Raw genomic sequence first — 21,641 nt, forward strand, 5'->3', positions numbered from 1 at the left:
TGTCTCATCCTTTCTTCAATCGTTTATTATTGATGCCTAAGCAGGCTGAAAAGTATGCTATTATATAGCTACCAGCTCGACAGGAGGGATATTCATATGAAGCCGCTACAAATTTCACCGGACACCGCCGTTAAATTAGCAGCGAAATTAAAGGTGCCGCTCGAGCACCTGATGCATATGCCGCAGCACATTTTACTCCAAAAGATCGCCGAGCTCGCCAAGGAAGAAGCCGGAAGCAAACCGGCCGAAGCCGGCGCGGAACCTTCCGCGTCCGAACCGGCGGGCGACTCGAAGCCCGGGGATCCGAAGCAAAGCTCATGATTCCGTTTAACCGGTCTTGGCCTTACGATGTGGTCATGGGAGACGTGTATGTACAGGATTGTCCTTTTTGCGGCGCCGGCAATGTGCTGCTCCCGTTAAAACCGCGCGACCTCAAATCCATCAGCGAAGGCAAAAAAAAGCTGCTGGTGTTCCCCTGCTGCGGAAACAAGGTCCATGTGCTGGACTGCGACAACGACTACTTGCTCACCGACACGGTGTTAAGGCGCTAACCCACCAGACGCTTTCGCAGGCAACGCTTATCGCTGCAATTAGGGCCGTTCATTCAAAGAACGGCCCTTTATAATTTGATCCGGCAGGCATCCAATATTCCTTCCGGTGATCCGGCGTTAACTCTGCATTTCCTCCGGAAGCTCGTGTCCGGCGCCAAGCATTTCCTCGCGCAGCACCGCCCACTGCTCCCGCGATGCCCGGATCATGGCAGCGTCCATGATCTTCTTGTCGTTAATGACGCGGCTGAACCATTTGACGGCATCGTGGTAATTACCGACGCGGCGGTTCAACTCGCCGATCAAATACATCAGCCTGGCGTCGCTTCCTCCCACGCCCTCGGTTTCATATACGCGAACGTAAGATTCCAGCGAATACTGCAGAAAACGCTTCTCCTGCTGTTCATTGTTCCGGTAGCGGTAGAGCCAGGCGATATGATGCAAGAGGCTGGCGATAATCCGCTCCTTCTCCCCGATCGTTTGCGCGCACAGCAGCCCAAGCTTGTATGTCTCGAGAGCAGCGGCCCAGTCGCGGTGCCCGCCGTAATCCCGTTTGATGAACTTGCTGCCGATCGCTTCCTGAAACAGCGCCCGCTGCTTGTCGTTCAGTCTGTCTGTGGAGTTCTCCGTGGAAGCAAATCCGCAGGAAGGGCATACCCTGACGACGTAATAATCGGGATTCTCCTTCTGAAAATATCCGCAGAAATCGCTATCCGTCCGCACGGCCCGCTTAAAGCTCGGCCTAACGCGCGACGTCGAAAACTCGTGTTCGCAGTAAGCGCAGGTAATTTTGATCTGATAAAGGGGTTCTAGTTCCAATGCTCCAACTTCCTTTCCAAAAGTCCGCCTTCGGCGTATGTCCGGCGTCTTGTCCTAAGGTGTGTTTACGAAATGGAAAGCGGGACCGGAAAGGCGCTCAAGCACGAACCCACGGAGCGGCTCCTCGATTCCGATCTCCTCCAGGGCGGCCCGCATGCAGGCCAGCCAGGCTTCGGCGCGCTCCCTCGTCACCGGGAACGGCATATGCCGCGCCCGCATCATCGGGTGGCCGAACGCATCGGAATACAAGGGCGGCCCGCCGAAAAACTGCGTCAAAAACATGTACTGCTTCTCCATAACCGGCGTAATGTCCTCAGGAAACAGCGGTCCAAGCAGCGGATCTTTCTGTACCTTGGGATAAAAGGCTTCCACAAGCCGCCTCAGCGTTGGGCCGCCGCCAAGATTGTCATAGAGGCTTAAGGTTGGATTCATATACTCACCGCCTGCTTTTCAACTCTTTTTATTATAGCAAAAAAAAATAAAAGCTCCTATCGGAGCTTCTGCGTGTGGGTATGAAACATCAAAACGATCAGTAGCTGCTCCAGTCCTCTTCACCGGAATGGACGAGAGAGGCCCGGATAACGTACACAAAAGCGCATACGAGAACACCTGCAACAATGCTCATTATCATCACTCCATCCACAAAATTTTACTTCTGCGAAGTCCATGATCGTAAGGAAAGCTGGTACTAAAGTTTCAATTTTATCATCTAAATTTATTCTAGCACAAAAATACCGAAAGATCAGTATTTGCCGCGGCCGTTTAGTTTATTTTTTTGTGCTGTTTGTCCCACAGAATACATAAACTTCACTATGATCCGATGTGGAGGCGCGTTACTATGGTCATAAAACGAATGGTTGCCTTTTTTCTGCTCATGTCCTTAGCGGCCTTGGCCGTGCTGATGCTGCGCTATCCGGAACAGTCCTGGCAAGCCGGCGTCCGCGGGCTGGCGATTTGGTGGGATGTGCTGTTTCCGTCGCTGTTCCCGTTTTTTGTAATCTCCGAAATCATGCTTGGATTCGGGATCGTGCACTTTTTGGGCAAGCTGCTCGATCCGCTGATGAAGCCGCTTTTCCGCATTCCCGGCAGCGGCGGCTTTGTACTGGCTATGGGATTCGCATCCGGGTATCCCGTCAGCGCCAAGCTAGCCGCCAAACTGCGCGAGCAGCGCCTCGTTACCCGCGAAGAGGGCGAGCGCCTGGTCGCCTTTACCACTTCCTCCGACCCGATCTTTCTGATCGGCGCCGTCTCGGTCGGTTTCTTCGGCAACCCGAAGCTGGCCGGGGCGCTCGCGCTTGCCCACTACGGCGGGGCGCTGCTGATCGGAGGAATCATGCGGTTTTACCGGGCGGGCGCCCCCGGAACCGAGGTTCGCGCCGATGCGGCTTCCTCCCGGCGGCTGAGTTTGAGGCAAGCGCTGCAGGCCATGCACCAGGCCCGGACCAGCGACGGACGGAGCCTCGGCGAACTGCTGCGCCAGGCCGTCGTTTCGTCCCTGCAGCTTATGACCGTCGTCGGCGGACTCGTCGTGTTCTTCTCCGTCATCCTGGAGATTCTGACCGCCTCCGGCGTCATGAACGTCCTGTATGCCGCCCTGCGTTGGCTGCTGCCCGCGGTTGGGCTCCCCGCGGAGCTGGCCGAGGCGATCGTCGGCGGCTTGTTTGAAGTTACGCTCGGCGCCAAGTCTTCCGCCGCTCCCGAAGGCATCCCGCTGATGTACAAAGCGGCGGCGGCGGTGTTTATTTTATCCTGGGGCGGGCTTTCGGTGCATGCTCAGGTGGCCAGCATCTTAAACAGCAGCGATCTGCGTTATTTACCGTTTCTGTTCGCCCGCTTTCTACACGGTCTGGTTGCCGCGGCTTTGCTGCTCCTGATTTGGGAACCCGTCATGGGCGCCGCGCCGGCCTTCGGCCTGTTTTCGCCCGCGGAAGCCGCGCGGCTTCCCGGCTGGCGGTCGGTTCCGGCGGCGTTCCGGCTGGCGCTTGCGCTGGTCTTGACGCTGATTATTTTGTCTGTCCTGTCGAGAATCATTCATCGCTGGCTTGCAAAGCCGAAGAAATATTTAAGTTGAATTTTTGAATAGGATGGGGGAAGAAACGAAACATTGTGTTCTGCCGGGGAATTGATTATGATCTTTACAAAAGGATCTTCAAAGGAGCTTGTCATCTTGAGATATTATGTGCTAGACCGTGGCGATCAGTTATCTGTCGATTTAAGCGAATCTTTTCATAAACTGGCTGCCCAGCAGGGCCTGCAGTTCGACGCCAAATCCCCGGACATCGTCGTTTCCATCGGAGGGGACGGCACGATGCTGCACGCCTTCCATACGTTTATCGATCAGATTCCATCCATCGCTTTTGTCGGAGTTCATACCGGTCATCTCGGTTTCTACGCCGACTGGAAGGCCGACGAGATACCCGAACTCGTCAGCATGATGGGCGGACACGCGGGCTCCGGATTCCCCAAGCCCCGGATGGTTCGTTACCCGCTTATCGAACTGGAGATTCAAAAGAAGTCGGGAACCTCCTCCTACATATGTCTGAACGAATTTACGCTGAAAGGCGTGGACGGCACCGTTGTCGCTCAAGTGGACATCAACGATCAAATGTTCGAAATGTTCCGGGGAGACGGCATCTGTGTATCTACTCCGTGCGGAAGCACCGCCTACAACAAAAGCCTGGGCGGAGCCATGATCCACCCGTCGATCGAAGCGCTGCAAATTACCGAAATCGCCTCGATCAACAACCGGGTGTTCCGGACGATGGGCTCGCCGCTTGTGCTGCCGAAGCATCATCATTGCGACATCTATTCCAAAAAAGAGCAAAACCTGCTGCTTACGGTCGACCACATCAATCTGCCCATGGACGACCTGATCTCCGTGCGCTGCCGGGTGGCCGACCAGAAGGTCAGCTTCATGCGCTATCGTCCGTTCCCTTTTTGGGACCGCGTACGCAACGCTTTCCTAGGCTGATTCTTGGGACAAGGCTCCAGAAAATTTAGCAAAGGACGAACCCAATATGAAGAAGAACCATTTCCGCAAGTACGTTATCATCCCGCTTTTAGCGTTGTCGCTGTTAGGATTGCCGCAGGCGGCCGGCGCCGCGGAAAGCAGCGCTGCGGCGAACGAAGCGAATGAAGCGGCCGAAAATTCCGATCTGGTCGTGCTTGAAGAAGTGTTGGATCTTTTGGATGCGTACAACATCGAAGGGGTGGACAGGGAGCAGTTTTTGGAAAATGCCATCCGGGGAGCGGTTTATTCCCTTGACGACCCATACAGCGACTATTTCACCAAGGAAGAGCTGCAGAGCTTTGAGGAAGGCCTGAACCAGGAATATGTCGGCATTGGGGCCACGTTTCGGTTTACCGGCAGCAAGCTGTATATCACCGATGTGATCGAAGACTCTCCGGCGGCGAACGCCGGCCTGAAGCGCAGCGACATCATCACGCTGGTTGACGGGAAGGCGGTAACCGGCAGCGAAGACATCGCCCGGATACAAGGCCAGGAGAACACGATCGTCAATATAACGGTGAACCGCAACGGGCAAAAGCTGACCTTTCCGATCAAGCGGGGGCATTTCTCGTTGCCGTCCGTGACCGGGATGCTTATTCCTTCCAGCAGGGTCGGCTATATCGCGATTTCTTCCTTTTCCGAAAACGTGGATAAAGAATTCGCCGATGAATTAAGCAAACTGCGGGGACAAGGCATAGGAGCGCTGGTGCTCGACTTGCGGGACAATCTCGGCGGCTATGTGGAAGCGGCGGCGAATATCGCCAAGCATTTTATGAAGGAAGGCGTGCTGATGTATACGGCGGATCAAAGCGAGACGCTGCAGCCGTATACGGTCAAGGGCGGCGAAAATATCGGGATGCCCGTCGTCGTGCTCACCAACGAGCTGACGGCCAGCGCTTCGGAGATATTAACGGGCGCTTTGCGCGACAACGGAATCGCCAAGGTCGTCGGTACGCAAACGTACGGCAAAGCGCGAATCCAGAATCTTTTCTCCTTGTCGAACGGCGGCTCGCTGAAATTAACCGTTCAGCGTTACTTAACGCCGAAAGGGGAAGACTTCAACCACGTCGGCCTCAAGCCGGACATCGAAGTGAAAGGCAGTGCGGCAGCCCAACTGATCGCCGGTTTACATCAGGCTGGGGTGCGGAAAATCAAGCTGAGCGGAAGCCCGTCTTCCCTGACGATTAACGGCGCATCCTTCTCCGGGTATGTCGACGTGCTGGAAAGCGGTAAAAAAGTATACGCCCCGGTTCGCGTCCTGGCTGCGCTAGTGCAAAGCGAGCCGGCCTGGAACGCCGCTGCGCAGAAGCTGACGATTACGGACGACAGCGGCAAGACGATCGGTTTCTCCACGGCTTCCAAAAGCGTCAAAGTCGTCGATGGCGAGTCTTATGTGGAGCTGCACGACTTCCGGCAAAAATACCCGGCCCTGAAATGGAGCTACAAACAAGGCATCCTGCAATTATCCGTTAAATCCTAAATTTTAATGCAAAACGCCTGCGGACGTTGCCGTTCCGCAGGCGTTTTTGCGTTTGCTGAATATACCCTAAGGCAGTTCTTTTCGGTATAACGGGATTCCCCGTTTTAATTCGCCGCCAAAGTCTTTTTCCATATCCCGAGCACCAGTGCGGAAACGACCGAGCCGATCAGCACCGCCAGCAGGAACAGCAGGGCATGGTTGGCGAGAACGGCGACGAAAATACCGCCGTGCGGCGCGGGAACGTTGATTTTCCACAGCTGTGTCAGCCCGCCGGCGATCGCCGAGCCCAGAATGCATGAGGTCAGAACGCGCATCGGGTCCGACGCGGCAAACGGAATGGCGCCTTCCGTAATAAAGGAGAGACCAAGCACGTAGTTCGTCACCCCGGATTTACGCTCTTGCTCCGTAAATTTGCCTTTGAAAAACGTCGTGGCCAAAGCGATCGCCAGCGGCGGAACCATCCCGCCGGCCATAACGGCGGCCATCATCGCTCCGTTGGTGTTTCCGCTCGACGTAAACACCCCGATGGCGAAAGCGTAAGCGGCTTTGTTGAAAGGCCCGCCCATATCGATGGCCATCATACCGCCGAGAATAAGTCCGAGAATCACCATGTTTCCGGTACCCAGGTGATTCAGCACATCGATAAGCCCTGTGTTAATCCAACTGAAGATCGGATCGACAATGTAGAACATAATGGAGCCGGCGATCAAAAGGCCGAATATCGGATACAGCAGAATAGGCTTGAGTCCATCCAGCGTTTTCGGCAGCCCGGCGAAAACCTTACGCAGCAAGATAACGACATACCCGGCCAGGAAACCTGCCGCAAGCCCGCCAAGGAAGCCGGCGTTGGCGTTGACGGCCATCAGACCCCCGACCATCCCGGGCATCAGGGCCGGGCGGTCGCCGATGCTGAAAGCGATGAAGCCGGCTAAAATCGGAATCAGGAAATGGAAAGCCCCGTTTCCGCCGCCGATCGTTTGCAGCAGTTGGAACAGCGGGCTGTTCTCCCCGGCCACCTGCTCGATCAGGAACGAGACAGCAAGCAAAATCCCGCCGCCGACGACAAAGGGCAGCATATGGGAAATCCCGCTCATCAAATCTTTGTAAATTTTGCTGCGCCCGCTCCGCTCCTCGTTTCCGTTCTCAGCGGATTTGGCGCCGCCGCCGCGGTAGATCGGCGCATCGCCGCTCACCGCTTTCCGGATCAGCTCCTCGGGCTTGCGGATACCGTCGGAGACCGGTCTTTGCAGGACCGGCTTCCCTTCAAACCGGGCCATCTCCACATTTTTGTCCGCCGCTACGATAACGCCTTGGGCGCGGCGGATTTCATCGGCGGTAAGCACGTTCTGCGCGCCCTCCGAGCCGTTGGTTTCAACGCGGATGGCTACCCCCATCTCGCGGGCTTTTTTCTTCAACGCGTCTTCAGCCATAAATGTATGCGCAATCCCCGTAGGGCAAGCGGTAACGGCGACGACGAACGGTTCCGCGTCCGCCGGACCGCCGCTGACAGCTGCCGGCACTTCCTTCTTCGCTGCATTCCCACCGGTCACGTTGGTATTCGCTCTGTTCGCGCTCGGGCCGCTCTTGTTCCCGCCCGTTCCACCGTTAGTTCCAGCCGCGCTTTCCACTTCTTTAGCCGCCTCTTCCTCGGCTTGTTTGGCATCAAACAGCGCCGCCACTTCGTCCGGCGTTTTCGCTTCCTTCAATTTGGCGATGAAGCCGCTGTCAATCAGCAGACGCGAAAGCGCGGCGAGCGTGCGAAGATGCGTGTTCCCCGCGCCTTCCGGAGCGGCGATCATAAAGAACAAATAAGCGGGTTCGCCGTCCAGGGCGTCATAATCGACCCCTTGGCCGCTTTTGGCGAACACGACGGTCGGCTCGTTCACCGCAGCGGTTTTGGCATGGGGCATAGCGATTCCCCCACCGATCCCGGTGCTCGCCTGCTCCTCGCGCTTCAGAATCGCTGCCTTGAATTTTGCCGGGTCATTGATTCTGCCGCTGGCCGCGAGGCTGGCGATCAGCTCGTCGATCGCCGCCTCTTTGCTGGAGGCCTGTAAATCCATAATCATCGTTTCTTTAATCATCAGATCCGTAATTCTCATGGTACTCACTCCCTATAAGAATCTATATAAGTTAGACTCCTGCTTAAGTTCAACTTATATACCAAGTTCAAAATCGATATAAACATGCATGTATCGAAACATGCCGATGGCCTAAAACATCCCCGTTCACCCTCGGCTCATGACCAACGGGAAATTTCCACCTGTGGCCGCAGCTCATCGATCCGCTCCCGCGTCGCCAAGTCATCGGAAAACGCCGTTGCGCTTCCCGAAGCGACGCCCGTGCGGAACGCTTCAAGAGCGTCCCCCCCCAGCGCGAGCGTGCCGACGAACCCGGCGACCATCGAGTCTCCGGCTCCGACCGAGTTCCGGACATGGCCGGACGGAACGTTCGCGTAGTAAACTTCCTCTCCGGTGATGAAGAAAGCTCCGTCGCCCGCCATCGATATCAAGACGTGGCGCGGGCCCTCCTGAAGCAGCTTTCGGCCGTAAGCGACAATCTGTTCCCTGGATTCCAGCGTCACGCCAAACAAATCGGCCAATTCATGATGATTCGGTTTGATCAGCAGCGGCCGGCTGGCAAGCGCTTGTTTTAACGGCTCCCCGGTCGTATCGATAATGAAATCCGTGCCGGTCGCTCTGCAAACGCCGATGATCCGCTGATAGAAATCGGCGGCGAGTGACGAGGGGATGCTGCCGGACAGGACCACAACATCGTTTTGCTTTAACGCCGACAGCTTGCGCATCAAAGCTTCTTCTTCCTCCAGACGAATCTTCGGACCTTGGCCGTTGATTTCCGTTTCCTCTCCGTGCTTCAGCTTAATGTTAATCCGTGTATCGTCGGCGACATGCACAAAATCGGTACGAACCGCTTCCCCGCGCAGCAAATCTTCAATATGGCGGCCGGTAAACCCGCCAAGGAAGCCGATCGCCGTATTCTCCGCGCCAAGCCGGTTCAGCACACGCGACACGTTGATTCCTTTTCCTCCGGGAAGCTTTAAATCCCGGCTCATCCGGTTCAAACCGCCCAGCTTCAAATCCTCCACTTCCACGACATAATCGATGGAAGGGTTAAGCGTTACAGTATAGATCATGGTTATCCCTCGATTACTTTAGTTTTCTCGGTGATGGGTCCGCGCCAAGCGTCGGGCAGCGACTCGGTGATTAGAATCGCTTCCTCCAAATCGAATAATTTGGCAAAAGTGATGTCTCCGATTTTGCTGGAGTCGGCCAGCACGTAGGTGCGTCCGGATAGTTGATGAGCCCGTCTTTTTATAATGGCCTCTTCCGGATCGGGCGTTGTATAACCCATCCCCGCGTCAACTCCGTTCGTCCCCAGAAAGCACTTGTCAAACCGGAAATTGTCCAGGTTTTGCAGCGCCATGCTGCCGATCACGGCTTTAGTATGCACCTTCATCATCCCGCCCAATAGATAGCTTCTGATGTTTTTGCTGACGAGCGCTTCGACATGTGACAAACCGTTCGTAACAACCGTGACATCTTTGGCTTCAATAAAAGGAATCATCGCCAGCGTTGTCGTTCCGGCGTCCAGATAGATGCATTCCCCGTCCACAAGCTGTTCGGCGGCCAAACGGGCAATAACGTTCTTTTCTTGAATGTTTTTGAACGTTTTTTCCTCAATGCCCGGCTCCCAGCTTTTCTGATTGGCCAGCGTGGCTCCTCCGTGAATCCGCTTGAGCAGATTCCGGTTTTCAAGATCGACAAGATCGCGGCGAACCGTTGATTCCGAAGCATCCAGCAGCTCGACCAACTCTTGAAGCTTAACGACGCCCTGCTCCTGTAAGCGCTTCATAATCAAATCGTATCTTTCTTCTGTAAGCATTTTCATCACCTATCCGTTTCTTATAGTATCACAAAATCAGCAAAAATCAATCAAAATATATCACAAACATTCAATTTCATTCAGCCTCTAGCATAGCTTGGGTTGTCTTGTGGGACGTTTCTCTTGTTCTCCCGTTGCATAAGATGACACCACCGCTAGATTTTACCTTATCTTATCAAAAAGTACATAGCAAATAGCCTTATCAATCGAAGGCATTGCTTTCCCATGCTGATCGCTGGAGATGAGCACGCCGCTACAACCGATTTTGCGGTTTGAATTCATGAAGGTGCTCCCTTATGAAACTGATGCCTGCGTGGAGTCGTAGGGAGTACGAGGAAGGTTTGAAGGAAGGTAGGGAGGAAGGTTTGGAGAAAGGGATAGTAAAGGCGGCGCTTAATATGCTGCGTGAGGGAATGGAGATACCGCTGGTTGCTAAAGTTACGGGGCTGTCCGAAGAACAGGGGGCGAAGCTGAAGCAAACAAGCTAGGAGATAAGGCGTGTAGATACATTTCCTGGGCATACCAATATTCTAACGGTTGCCATAAGCGCTATTTGTGCCAATACGGTTGATTTCAAATTGTAACGGTTGCCATGGAGCTTATTTCACTGAAAACCGGCAATTTTTGCTTGGAGTCAGGCAAATAACGGCGCTCGCAACCGTTAGCATTTAGAAAAGGGCTTTTTTCGATAAATAGCGGCTGCTGCAACCGTTAGATTTCCGGCGGGCGACCTGTATCGATTCAAAAGCCAACGCATTTAACGAAATCTTGAACAAAAGATACCACCTTTTTTACCGCCATGTATTGAACGTACATACCCCGCACGCGAGTTTAGCAGCCTGTTGTTCAGCAGCTAGACCATCCAGCAGCCCGTGTTCAGCAGCCCACGGCCGTTCTAGCAGCCTGTTGTTCAGCAGCCCAGGCCGTTCTAGCAGCCAGCTGCCCATGGTCTGACAGCCAGCCGCTAAGCCCAGACACCTATTTGCTGCCCGCGTGCCCCGTTTCCGCATGATTATGATTGTCCTTGACTTTCTGGAGCACGAAGTAGGCGCAGCCAAAATTGCAATATTCGTTGATATAATCCGTAATCCCGGAAAAAGCGGTATCCCGGTTCGCTTTCGGATGATTGTCCCGCAGGAAACCTTTCAGGCGGAGCTTCTCGTACCCCCAATCCCCGATAATGTAATCGTAACGGTCCAAAACCTCGCTGTATCTTTGCTTGAAGGCTTCAGGGTCCCAGGCGTTTTTGTAGTTCTGAATCAGTTCGTAGGTTCTTCCGCCGATTTGAATCAAGGGTGTTTCCTCCTTAAATCAGCTATTAGGATGATGTTGGAACGCCTTCTTCCTTGCGGCTCTTGGCCGATTTCACCTGCTCATGCGCATGATAGGAACTGCGGACAAGCGGTCCGGATTCGACGTGGCTGAATCCCCGTTTCAATCCCTCTTCCTTTAGGGCCGCAAATTGTTCGGGCGTATAGTATTTCTCCACCCGCAAATGCTGAGGGGTAGGCTGCAAATATTGGCCGATCGTCAAAATATCGCAATCGACGGCGCGCAGATCGTCCATCGCCTGCAGGATTTCCTCCCATTCCTCGCCGACGCCGAGCATGATGCTCGATTTCGTAGGAATATCCGGCTTCATCGTTTTGGCACGCTGCAACAGTTCGAGAGAACGGCGATATTTCGCCTTTGCCCGCACCCGGTCGGACAACCGCTCCACCGTTTCAATGTTGTGATTTAGGATGTCCGGCTTTGCTTCCATAACAGTGCGAAGCGCCTCTTCATCCCCCTGAAAATCGGGAATCAGCACTTCCACGCTGCAAAACGGCAGGCGCGCGCGAATCGCCGCAATGGTCCCGGCAAAAATGCCGGCCCCGCCGTCGCGCAGATCGTCACGGGCTACGCTGGTGACGACGCAGTGGCGCAGATTCATCTGCTCCGCCGCTTCGGCCACCCGCTCCGGTTCCTGCAGATCGAGCTCGGTGGGCATGCCGGTGTTTACCGCGCAGAAACGGCAAGCCCGGGTACAAATATCCCCGAGAATCATAAAAGTTGCGGTGCGGTTCGCCCAGCATTCGTATATGTTTGGACACCGCGCCTCCTCGCACACGGTATGTAACGTTTTGGAACGCATCATATTTTTGATGTCCTGATAATTGTCGCCGGTTGTCAGCTTGATCCGGATCCAATCCGGTTTAGGCTGGAGTTGTTTAGCCAAGGCAACAGACCTTCTTTCTCTTGAAATAAGCCGTAGCGGTCTTTATTATACCATGAATCGTCCAGAAAAACCTATGAAATGGAATAAAAACACAGCATTTGCCTCAAGCTAAGGAACGTTCAACAAACCTGTAAAGGAGGAATCATCACGTGAAGTCTCATCCGATCTCCTTCAGCAAATATGCTCGATGCTTGATTTGCGTGGCAATCCTTTCGTCTTTGTGGACGATTCCCGGATTTGGAGCCGCTTATGCCGAAGCGCCGGGTACGGCCGCTGCCGGCTCCGCCAAAAACGTGTACGAGCTGCGCCGCAGCCTTTACAAAGAAATGGAAATTTTGACCCAAATCCCATGGTATTGGCTGGCGGCGGTGGACCAATATGAACGCACCATCACGCCGCGGAAAAAACAGCAGGAAGACCGTCTGACCGGAATTCGCTTTAAGGAAGCCTTTTGGGCCGGGCCGCTTAACCCCGATCCGGAAGACCGGAATCCGGCGACGATCGGATTGTTCGGAGGCATCGGCAAGGACGCGACGTCCGACGGAGCCGCCGACCCGAAAAACGACCGGGACGCTTTGTTTACCATGGCCTCCTATTTGCTTGGCTTCGGCTACAACGAAGACGATTTCCGCATCGCGTTATGGCGTTATTATCAGAGCGATTCGGCCGTGGAGCGGATCCGCCAGTTCGCCAAGCTGTACAAAACGTTTGGCAGGCTGGACCTGTCGGACAGCGCCTTCCCGCTGCCGCTTCACAGCAACTATACATACCGGGATACCTGGGGAGACCGGCGGGGATGGGGCGGGAACAGGATCCACGAAGGCACCGACCTGTTCGCCCCGATGGGCCTGACCGTCCGCAGCGTCTGCTACGGCATCGTGGAAACGAAGGGCTGGAACCCATATGGCGGTTGGCGTATCGGAATCCGCGACATTTACAACCGCTATCATTACTACGCACACCTGCAAGGCTATGCCAAAGGCGTTGAAGTCGGCCACATCGTCGAACCGGGGCAAACGATCGGTTGGGTCGGCAGCAGCGGATACGGTCCGCCCGGCACGTCGGGCAAATTCCCCCCTCATCTCCATTACGGCATCTACCGCGATACGGGCAGTGCGGATTGGGCGTTTGATCCGTATCCTTTGCTCAAAAAATGGGAAACCGCCGAAGCGGCACAAAAAAATAAAAGGGCCGGCTCCTGACACATGGATCGGCCCTTTTCATTTCCTATCCGAATCAGGGAGAAGACGCGTGTTCGCCTGCGTTCTGTCCCGCGTTTTCCGCCGGTTCCCGTTCGGCGTCCGGCTCGCCCGGATCGGCTTCCGGCGCCGCGCCATTCCCCGGTTCGGAGTTCATTCCGTCCGGCAGCTGCCGCTCCAGTTTCTCCTCCGTTCCCGGCAGCGACGGCAAAGCGATATTCGGCGCGTTCGCCTGGCTTTCTCCGACCGGATTGCCTTTGCTGTCATAATAATACATCGGGACATCGCCGACGACGAGCAAGTAGGAAACCGGGATTTCCGTTTCCACGACCTGCGATTGCATATCGAAGGGAACGACAACGGCCAGCTCCGTCTTCACCCGCAAAAACACCTCCACCAGAATCATGTTGATCCCCGCATCCTGCCGGCGCGTATTCAGGTCCACCTTGACGTCGCCCTTCGGTTCGATTTTAATGGGAATGCTGGGTCCAAACGAAGCGAGAATGGGACTGCCGAGCGCCTGGCCGAGAGGGATATGCTCCGACAGCCTCGACACGTCTTCCAGCGTACGCCTTACCGTCTGAATCGTCTCGGACGTGATTTTCATGTGCGCCGAATAATTTAACATAAATCCAGTGATTTTGCCGGAATCGTCGGTTTTCCAATCAATCAAGTCTTCGACCTGCTGCCCGCTCGCCACCTGGGCGGCGATGGCGTCATTAATCGAATCGGTGGCAATTTGCTTGACCCGGATTTGGGCCAAGTGAATGATCGGCTCCCGCATATGCTTTTCGACATATTGAAAAAATTCAAACACAGCAAAAAAGGCGATCGCCAAGATGACGATCCACAGCGTCCGCCTGCTTCGCGGTCTTCTTCTCCGGCTTTTCCACCCGCGCCGTATTCGCATTGTCCAGCCCCCTTGCACCGGTAAAGCTTCTATACAAGTTATGCGGGACAGGGCAAAAAAAGAAGGACATGGAAAGAACCAGGATAATAGTTAACACTTGTTTTTCCTTCTTATTTGTTTTATAGTTCTTTAGTATCACTTTTTAGTTCTTTTTTCATATGACGCATTCATTTTGCAGCATAAACATTCAAGGGGACATTTCATCATGAACAGCTCAAAACAACTGTACCAGGTCACCGGAGATCTACGGCGGGATCAACTGAATTTTAAAGTAACGCCCTGGAAACTGCTGATCGAAACGAACCGCTACTATGAAATCAAACCGGCCAACGGCGCTGTAAAAAGGCTGTATAAAGAAAAGCTGAACATGGCGGTCCATGAGACGAAATCTTACTGCGACGGCACCCTGACGGTATCCGGGTTTTGCATGGAAGAACATATCCCGGAGATGCAGCGGCTGATCATCGATCAGCTTGAATCGAAAATCCGTAAATATTTGAAGGACCTCGAACTGAATCAAAAAGCGCTCGATCTCACCCCCGCCTCCGAAAAGGCCCGTATCTGAAACAAACTGCAAGCCCTCGGAAACCATGCGCTTATGGTTTTCGGGGCTTTTTCACAATATCATACCGGCTCCAGCAGCCCCATTTCCAGACAAGTGGCTATGGACAATTCTTTTTCCCGCGAAGCGAAACGAATGTGAATCCGGTCTTGATCCTCATCGATCTTGATGATCGTCCCTGACCCGAATACCCTGTGGCGAACGGACATCTCCGGAGTCAAATCCGCCTTGTTGCGAAACGCGTTGGGATTGAACGGAACCCCTGCCTTAGAGTTGTTCCCTGTAACTTTTTCACGGCTATCTTTACTTCGGTGGTCCCCCGCTTTTTCTTCTTTTTGCGGATTCATGATGTCCCTGACGGCCGTTACAAACCGCGACTTCACGGCTTCCTCACCGTCTCTCTTACGATACGCGGCCAGCTCAAGATGTTTTTTCGCCCGGGTCATGCCGACATAGAACAAGCGGACGGCTTCTTCCATCATGTCATCCGCGCCAAGATCATCGGAAGATGGAATGATGCCTTCCACGAGGTCAATCATATACACCCGTTCAAACTCAAGTCCCTTGGCGCTATGAAACGTTGAAAAGGTCACGGCGTTCTGGTCTTTTCTAAACTTGGCATGCTTTAGTACGGACTCCAGATGCTTCAGCCGGTCGGCGAACGCCTCCATCGTGTCCAGCCCGTCGGCAATGTCTTCCAGCGTATTCAGGATGCCGATCAAATATTCCTTGCGAAATCCAAGCCGCTGACAGAGCTTTTCCAGCGCTTTTTCATAACCCAAACGACCCCGAATGACGCGAATGGCCGGCCGCGGCGGCATCCCTCTCATCTGCTGAAAAGTTTCCTTGCTCTCCAGCAACGGCTTTACTTGATAATCCTGCAATGGGACATGCCGCAGCAAATTGTCGAAAACCGACTCATTATTGTCGATCCGCTTTAACGCGGCCATCTGCTGCTTGCTGATATACCCGTTCAATTTCAGGTGAATCTTCTCCAGAATGTCCGCCCGTTTATCGGTAAACGTCATCCGCATAAAATTTAAAACATCCTCGACGACCCAATGCGAGAAAAAACGCTGATCCGCATCCTTCATATAAAAAGGAATGCCCGCCCGGTCAAACTGATTCATCAAGGCGATGGACGACGAGTTGTTGCGGTAAAGCACGGCAACTTCGGAGAGATTTTCGCATCTTTGGATTTCCCGCACGAGATATTTCGATTGATCCCGGTAATCCGAAAAACTTCTGATCTTGATCGGCTTGTCCGGCGGGTTTCTCGTGAACATATTTTTGTCGTAGCGGTTTTTGTTCCGCTTGATAAACTGATTTGCAACGGCAACAATGTCCTGCGAGGAACGGTAATTTTGCTCCATGAACAAAGTGACGGCATCCGGGTATACCTGCTTGAAGTTCAGCAGATAGGCCGGTTCCGCGCCGCGCCAGCTGTAAATGGACTGGTCGTCGTCGGCGACCACGCATAAATTGCCGTGTTCCCGGACTAATTTTTCGATAATGGCATGTTGTACCTGGGAAGTGTCCTGGCTTTCGTCCGTTAACACATACCGAAAACGTTCCTGATACCGCCGCAGCAGCTCCGTATCCTCCCGCAAAGCCTCGTTTCCCAGCACAAGCATATCGTCAAAATCCACCAGCAGCCCGTCATACCCCGTCCTTTTCAAACTCTCGTATTCACGCAAAATCCGTTCCGCCTCGGGGACATCCACCCGCACCGAAGACCATTCGTCCGCAGGAATCATTTTGTTTTTGATGTAGCTGATGTAGGTGGTCAGTTCCTCCATCTGATCGTCGGTCATCTTCTCGCCAACGATGGATTCGAACAAATTCCGCAAAATGACTTTTTTGTGCAGCGGCGGACGATGCGGATCATACTTTCCTTCCTCCTCCGTATCCCAATTGCCCTCAATGATGCGAAAAGCCCTATTCGTCTTCCGAAAATATTCCCGCATCACCTCATAGGCAAAGCTGTGGATCGTCGAAAAATCAACCGCCGGAAGCTGGGGAAAAAAGCGCTTAAACCGCTCCTTCATATCGTTCGCCGACGCCCGGCTGAAAGTAACCGCCTTGATGCGGCGGGGATCCACGTTTTTCTCCTCGATAAGATAACCTATCCGCATAATCATCGTCGTAGTTTTGCCCGACCCGGGCGAAGCGAGCAGAAGCAACGGCCCTTCCGTATGGAGCACCGCTTGCTTCTGTACCTCATTAAGTTCAACGCCCAATTCTTGTTTTTTTCGTATAAAAAAAGCTTCCGGATTGCTCATTACCTCTACTTCCCTTTCATTTCACCGTGCGCATAGTATACTTATATACTTCTATTATATCGCAACCTATCTTGGCAAATAACAGTTGAGCGGTAGATTCAACTTGACCATATCCCCTGTATTTCGCTACTTAACGGATGAAAAAAGACTGGGGTAAGGATCGAATGGAATGTCGAACCTTATCCAGTCTTTTGGATTTTTTTACACTTATTTAGAGCCGTTCCCTATAATCTTTTATCTTGTTTTTTCAACCCAAGCAATCTTTGAAATTACTTCTTTATTAAATTCCGCAATAAAGTTTTCAACGAGTATATTTAAATAAGCCTGCAGAAAGCCGTCATTAAAAGTATATTCACAGCAGGCTTCGCAAGCTCGATTAAAACCGTTCATTATCGATCCGAAGCTTAGCAAGTAATTATACTTCTTTTTTTCAACGTTTCCAAAAAAACCTTTTTTCCATTCGGAGGTACTGAAAATATCAATTTCGCTTGCATCATATTTAAAATAATCGTAATGTTTGACCTTACCGGAGAATCCGATTATTTTTTCATCGATAAAATCTCTTAATTCCCAACCCATATTTGAAGAACAGTCTTCAAATGAAGCCAGATGAACTGTAATCGTTTGCTTGTCCGAGCGGGCTTGGATCGAAACAGGAGGGTAGTTCACTTCATACTTATCAAATACGGCTTGCACATTTGTTTTAAATGCGCTAAAAATCGCTTCAATCTGAGACTGATACTTCTTGCTTAGATCTTCGCTAATATTGGGAAGATGACCTGCAGAAAGGTAATCTTTGCAGCTATCATAATATCTCAGTAGTCTGTTCCTTGCCGCTTCTCTGGCCTCGCTTTCCGAGCTGAACCGATAATCCGAATTATAATCGGTATCAATACTTTTAAATATTGATTCCTGAGTAAGCCGCACATCCTGTATCTTTTCAACTAATTCCATTAACTCGTTTTTAATGGCGCTCGACGGGTCTGCATCAGAATCCATATCGCTTACTTTACAAGCTTTTAGTGCTGTTTTAATAATAATGACCTTATCGTTGATTCGCTTCCTGACCGTTTCTTGAAATGGCTTTATCGCTTGACCGATCCATTCATACATGGATTTGCCGATTTTTAAGGACAATTCGAAGGCCACATGTTCCTTAAACTTTTCTTCAGCTTTGTAAAGGTTATATCTATAGTTACCATCTGATTCTTCACAATCAATATAGGTCTCATAATATGAAACGGATTCAAAGTCATTTTCCCAATCTGGAAGCTGCACGATATTCCTTAATTTATAACAATAAAGATCTCCGTCGTAACCATAATCGGGACCTGCCTCGAACACCGCAAAATCATCGGGCAGATTAATCTTTCCATGAGTAAGCGCCTTGGCTAACACTTCGATCTCATTTAAAATCCCCGACAACTCTTTGCATATTTCGTAATAATAGTTTCCACCTTCGTTTCTATAATATGTAAACTTCGATAATTGTTTGGTTTTATAGCTGATCAACAACGCCTGTACCATCGTTTTCCGCTGGGAGTATGCAGTTCTTTCAAATTCCTTAAATCCTTCGCTATTGGCTTTGTCGTAGGTAGAATATTCATAATCAGAGACATGACTGCTTACTACTGTTAATGGAACAGAATAGTCCTTTGCCACAAAATCAAAATCATCAAAGCTGGGTAATTCAACTTCAAATCCCTTAAGTTTTTGGTCGATCAGATTCTTTAATTCTCCAATACTCGCGGTTCCGCGCAGCTGAGTTATTTCTTCGTCAACAACCGAAATGGCCTTAACGGGACAATTTTCCATAATCCTAATAAACGAAGCGTATTGATCGTTGGAGATCAGCCCGGTCCCGGCAGGTGCCGCTTTGCCGTCGGGCAGCTCGATTAATAAATCGCTTTCTAATGTGCAAGATCCGCATGCCGCACAATGTTCGGATACAACAATTCTTTTCATATGTTATTTTCCCCTATATTCATAGATAATTGCTCCAAGTGATCATTGCCAACCCGAATAGCCTCAATGGACTCCTCGGTAATTCTCCCCTTAGTATCAATTAATGGCGTATCTAGAATTTTCTTTATTGTGGAAGCCGCATTTATGCAGGTCATTAGTTTCTCTTTATCTAGTTTGGTATAATTTAATCTGCTTATGCCCTTTTCACTGATGATTGCTGAAGTCGTGTCAGTTGTTTTTCTAAACAAAATATTCAATTTGGCTAATAAATCCGAGATCTTATGCGCTCTGGTTTCGATTCCTTCCAATGCGACACAAATCGTATCCGCTTGCGATAAAACAACATCGGCCGTGCTGTTTCTTATCGAAGCGAGCCTCGCGTTTAGTTCCGCTTCTTTTGCAATGACCCCGGAAACTCCTCCTTTAACGATAAAGGCGCTTAATATTTGCTCTGTACTCAGTTCTTTATTCTCTAGATAAAGATCCAAACCATTAGCCTTAAAATTTTCGGGAACAACGGTTTTCAGATCCAATTGCTTGATTCCGTCACTCTCAACAAAGTCAATCCGCATGATTTTTTCGTATACTTCAATAAAATCATAGATTGAGGTCCTCAGAATCCCCTTTTTTCGATTTGATAACTTTTCCAACGCCATTAATGTTTTTGAGTACTGCCCAGCAATCTTCATTTCTGCCGCCGCAAGCTTTTCAAAGGCCTGCCCGTTTCGCTTTTCGGCAAGAACATTAAGTTTATCCGCTTCCATCATGTTTTTAACGAACCTAATCATGGTCATCCCCCTACAATTTCAAAACGGCATTTTCATCCATGAAAAATTGTTCGAATTCTTCAAACGATTTGAATGCAACGTTTTCACCGAATATGGATAAAATTTGATCAAATGAGTTTGTAACCTCATTCACATCATCATTTAATGCCGCAGAAATCATTGCATCAAAGGCTGAATTAAATTCATCTTCCCACCTGTCATACTCCTGTCCAATACAATCCTTTAAATGATTCCTTTGCACCTCCATCTCATCTAAGGCCGATATGGCGAGGGCTTCTATTTTCGCTTCTAAATTTTTGAGCGGTTTATACGCCTTTTTAAGTTTAATCGCGTATTTATAGACTTCAACACAAACTGCGGAAACGACCATCGAGCCGACAAAAGCGCCCACATAGGGGACAGGGATTAGCATCTGCCCGATGATAGCTCCTTGAACCCCGGCCACCATGCTCACGCCTTTCTCACCAATCTGCTCCATAAACTGCCTGCCATCGATCTCACCATGGATATAGCTCACTAAGGAATCTTTGACGAGAATAGACACGGCAACGGTTTGCGCTGCGACATTGGATCTCCCTATGGTTTGCAACCATTTGGCGGAACTGTTGCTTAAGGCCGAAAGTCCGGTGGAAGCAACATTTATAAATCCGCCCGTAGCGGCACTTAAGGCAGTCCCTTTTCCCACATCCTTTATCGCGTCTTCAAGTTTTTTTTCGCCTTTTGCCACCAGTACAAGGTTTTGCACCCCCATAATGGCTAAAGGAATTGCCGAAGCTTCCAATGAACCCTTTATCCCTTCCGCAAACAATGTATTTACATTTTTAACTGTTAAAGCGGAAGTAAGCGCCCCCGTGACCGTCCTCGCTTTAATATCGTCCGCTACAACCTTTGTTCTCCCCATTAAATTAATATCACTTTTGCCGTTTAAAGCCACTTCGATATTACTTTTCGCCGACTTGCTTCTATTGTACTTTCCGCTCGTCACACGAAGGTTTTGCTTCATATTGGCAATTGCCTTGACATCGTTATCCGATAGATAAGGATTGTTTTTTAATTGGCTATGTAGAGTCTCTACTGGAACTATATGATCGGTGTCGGCGGTATGCCTGGTATATGCTTTTAAACCGTGTTTATTTTTAGCAGCGCCCGAATCGATGTGTAAAGTATTGCCCGTATAATGATCCTTGAGCGTTTTTTTTCCGTTAAATTGACTCTGCTTAAAACGATTCATCTTAGCCGAGTCAACGTAAAGCTGCCTCTTATACTCCTTGGTTACTCCTAATTTCTCGGAATTAAATTTGCGCATACGCTTTCCCCCCCGGTATGAGATTTAATTATTTTGCTCTTTATTTAATGCTTGAAGCTTCTTCAGCGCTAAAATTTCATGCTCAATCTGCTCTAATTGGAACTGTAACTTGGCAATTTCACTTTTAATAAAGGTCGCCTTTGTTTGCAGTTCCAACTCCTCTTTGATAATTTCCAACTGACTTTCGGACCGGTTTTCGGTTTGTACAGTTGTATCATCATTTTTCCGCAGCTTCTGTTTTAATATGGACTGAAAATAATGGCACCCGCCAAACATACTATTAAATAAATTGTCTGGTGCACCTAATTTGGCGATTACTTCTTCCGTAAATGAATTTACACCTTTTTCCGCTAAAATAAATCTCTTCAACTCATCTTCTGCAATTCTATAACCTACCCTGCCGCCGATTTCTTCCGCTTTCAGCTTGCCATCTCTAATCCATCGTCGAACCGTTTCCTCATTCAACGATAAAATGGAGGCTGCCTCTTTCACGCTATAATGATTTAACAATCCGCATCACTCTTAACATAATGGTTTCATGGAATTACGATAACATTATTTGGATTTAGTTTCAACATAAATGTAGTATCAAATGGCAATAAAGTAGTAACAAATGCAATAAAGAATATTAAGGATTAGCAGGATGAACCC

General features: G+C 50.8%; 21 protein-coding genes. 8 read left to right on the top strand and 13 right to left on the bottom strand.

Annotated elements, in window-relative coordinates:
- Positions 1 to 96: 96 nt before the first annotated feature.
- Positions 97 to 321 (top strand): YycC family protein, encoded by a 225-nt coding sequence (locus NYE69_RS30315; protein WP_340929742.1) that lies wholly within the window; start codon positions 97 to 99, stop codon positions 319 to 321.
- On the top strand, positions 318 to 551 hold the full coding sequence (locus NYE69_RS30320; RefSeq protein WP_036619823.1) for a hypothetical protein: 234 nt from the start codon (positions 318 to 320) through the stop codon (positions 549 to 551). Before NYE69_RS30315 ends, NYE69_RS30320 begins: the two co-directional genes overlap by 4 nt.
- Before the next feature lie 117 nt (positions 552 to 668).
- Here NYE69_RS30320 and NYE69_RS30325 read toward each other — a convergent pair whose 3' ends face one another.
- Together NYE69_RS30325 and NYE69_RS30330 are read right to left on the bottom strand one after the other, a co-directional pair.
- The gene (locus NYE69_RS30325) at positions 669 to 1,367 is read right to left on the bottom strand and encodes a DUF2225 domain-containing protein (protein ID WP_036619821.1); all 699 of its coding nucleotides are present in this window, start codon (positions 1,365 to 1,367) and stop codon (positions 669 to 671) included.
- A gap of 54 nt (positions 1,368 to 1,421) precedes the next feature.
- A complete protein-coding gene (locus NYE69_RS30330) occupies positions 1,422 to 1,799 on the bottom strand; it encodes a globin domain-containing protein (RefSeq protein ID WP_036619818.1) in 378 nt (125 codons plus the stop codon).
- Between the two features lie 406 nt (positions 1,800 to 2,205).
- Here NYE69_RS30330 and ylbJ point away from each other — a divergent pair, with 406 nt between their 5' ends.
- The 3 genes from ylbJ to NYE69_RS30345 all read left to right on the top strand — a co-directional run bounded on the left by ylbJ (position 2,206) and on the right by NYE69_RS30345 (position 5,857).
- The gene (ylbJ, locus tag NYE69_RS30335) at positions 2,206 to 3,438 is read left to right on the top strand and encodes a sporulation integral membrane protein YlbJ (RefSeq protein ID WP_340929745.1); all 1,233 of its coding nucleotides are present in this window, start codon (positions 2,206 to 2,208) and stop codon (positions 3,436 to 3,438) included.
- Positions 3,439 to 3,534: 96 nt separating this feature from the next.
- A complete protein-coding gene (locus tag NYE69_RS30340; protein WP_036627564.1) occupies positions 3,535 to 4,338 on the top strand; it encodes an NAD kinase in 804 nt (267 codons plus the stop codon).
- Positions 4,339 to 4,384: 46 nt separating this feature from the next.
- Positions 4,385 to 5,857 carry a S41 family peptidase gene (locus tag NYE69_RS30345; RefSeq protein WP_340929748.1) on the top strand — a complete coding sequence of 491 codons (1,473 nt, stop codon included), beginning with the start codon at positions 4,385 to 4,387 and terminating at the stop codon, positions 5,855 to 5,857.
- A gap of 104 nt (positions 5,858 to 5,961) precedes the next feature.
- On the opposite strand, the gene NYE69_RS30350 is transcribed toward NYE69_RS30345, so the two are convergent.
- The 3 genes from NYE69_RS30350 to NYE69_RS30360 all read right to left on the bottom strand — a co-directional run bounded on the left by NYE69_RS30350 (position 5,962) and on the right by NYE69_RS30360 (position 9,760).
- Complete coding sequence (locus NYE69_RS30350; RefSeq protein ID WP_340929750.1) at positions 5,962 to 7,959, bottom strand: PTS fructose transporter subunit IIABC; 1,998 nt, start codon at positions 7,957 to 7,959, stop codon at positions 5,962 to 5,964.
- A gap of 137 nt (positions 7,960 to 8,096) precedes the next feature.
- Entirely contained in the window at positions 8,097 to 9,011 is a 915-nt protein-coding gene (gene pfkB / locus NYE69_RS30355; RefSeq protein WP_340929752.1) for a 1-phosphofructokinase, read from the bottom strand.
- Between the two features lie 2 nt (positions 9,012 to 9,013).
- A complete protein-coding gene (locus NYE69_RS30360) occupies positions 9,014 to 9,760 on the bottom strand; it encodes a DeoR/GlpR family DNA-binding transcription regulator (RefSeq protein WP_340929754.1) in 747 nt (248 codons plus the stop codon).
- Positions 9,761 to 10,056: 296 nt separating this feature from the next.
- On the opposite strand from NYE69_RS30360, the gene NYE69_RS30365 reads away from it, so the two are divergent.
- Positions 10,057 to 10,248 carry a hypothetical protein gene (locus NYE69_RS30365; protein ID WP_340929755.1) on the top strand — a complete coding sequence of 64 codons (192 nt, stop codon included), beginning with the start codon at positions 10,057 to 10,059 and terminating at the stop codon, positions 10,246 to 10,248.
- Between the two features lie 490 nt (positions 10,249 to 10,738).
- Here the strand turns inward: NYE69_RS30365 and NYE69_RS30370 are convergent, their stop codons facing one another.
- The gene (locus NYE69_RS30370) at positions 10,739 to 11,053 is read right to left on the bottom strand and encodes a YutD family protein (protein WP_340929756.1); all 315 of its coding nucleotides are present in this window, start codon (positions 11,051 to 11,053) and stop codon (positions 10,739 to 10,741) included.
- A 25-nt stretch (positions 11,054 to 11,078) separates the two neighbouring features.
- Positions 11,079 to 11,978 (bottom strand): lipoyl synthase, encoded by a 900-nt coding sequence (gene lipA, locus NYE69_RS30375; RefSeq protein WP_340929757.1) that lies wholly within the window; start codon positions 11,976 to 11,978, stop codon positions 11,079 to 11,081.
- A gap of 149 nt (positions 11,979 to 12,127) precedes the next feature.
- Between lipA and NYE69_RS30380 the strand changes: the two genes are divergently transcribed.
- Entirely contained in the window at positions 12,128 to 13,180 is a 1,053-nt protein-coding gene (locus NYE69_RS30380) for a M23 family metallopeptidase (RefSeq protein ID WP_340929759.1), read from the top strand.
- Between the two features lie 34 nt (positions 13,181 to 13,214).
- Here the strand turns inward: NYE69_RS30380 and yunB are convergent, their stop codons facing one another.
- A complete protein-coding gene (gene yunB / locus NYE69_RS30385) occupies positions 13,215 to 14,087 on the bottom strand; it encodes a sporulation protein YunB (RefSeq protein ID WP_340929761.1) in 873 nt (290 codons plus the stop codon).
- Between the two features lie 205 nt (positions 14,088 to 14,292).
- Here yunB and NYE69_RS30390 point away from each other — a divergent pair, with 205 nt between their 5' ends.
- Entirely contained in the window at positions 14,293 to 14,652 is a 360-nt protein-coding gene (locus NYE69_RS30390; RefSeq protein WP_155619532.1) for a hypothetical protein, read from the top strand.
- Positions 14,653 to 14,711: 59 nt separating this feature from the next.
- On the opposite strand, the gene NYE69_RS30395 is transcribed toward NYE69_RS30390, so the two are convergent.
- The 5 genes from NYE69_RS30395 to NYE69_RS30415 all read right to left on the bottom strand — a co-directional run bounded on the left by NYE69_RS30395 (position 14,712) and on the right by NYE69_RS30415 (position 21,500).
- Positions 14,712 to 16,931 carry an ATP-dependent helicase gene (locus NYE69_RS30395; RefSeq protein WP_340929762.1) on the bottom strand — a complete coding sequence of 740 codons (2,220 nt, stop codon included), beginning with the start codon at positions 16,929 to 16,931 and terminating at the stop codon, positions 14,712 to 14,714.
- A gap of 234 nt (positions 16,932 to 17,165) precedes the next feature.
- Entirely contained in the window at positions 17,166 to 18,896 is a 1,731-nt protein-coding gene (locus NYE69_RS30400; RefSeq protein ID WP_340929763.1) for a ferredoxin, read from the bottom strand.
- Positions 18,893 to 19,684, bottom strand: coding sequence for a hypothetical protein (locus NYE69_RS30405; RefSeq protein WP_340929764.1), 792 nt, complete (start codon positions 19,682 to 19,684; stop codon positions 18,893 to 18,895). Before NYE69_RS30405 ends, NYE69_RS30400 begins: the two co-directional genes overlap by 4 nt.
- 10 nt (positions 19,685 to 19,694) lie before the next feature.
- Positions 19,695 to 20,990, bottom strand: a complete 1,296-nt coding sequence (locus NYE69_RS30410; protein WP_340929765.1) for a hypothetical protein — start codon at positions 20,988 to 20,990, stop codon at positions 19,695 to 19,697.
- Between the two features lie 24 nt (positions 20,991 to 21,014).
- Positions 21,015 to 21,500: a helix-turn-helix domain-containing protein gene (locus tag NYE69_RS30415; RefSeq protein ID WP_340929767.1), complete on the bottom strand. Its 486-nt coding sequence runs from the start codon at positions 21,498 to 21,500 to the stop codon at positions 21,015 to 21,017.
- Positions 21,501 to 21,641: the final 141 nt, after the last annotated feature.

It is taken from the genome of Paenibacillus sp. FSL R5-0527 (genome assembly GCF_038008055.1).
GTDB lineage: Bacteria > Bacillota > Bacilli > Paenibacillales > Paenibacillaceae > Fontibacillus > Fontibacillus macerans.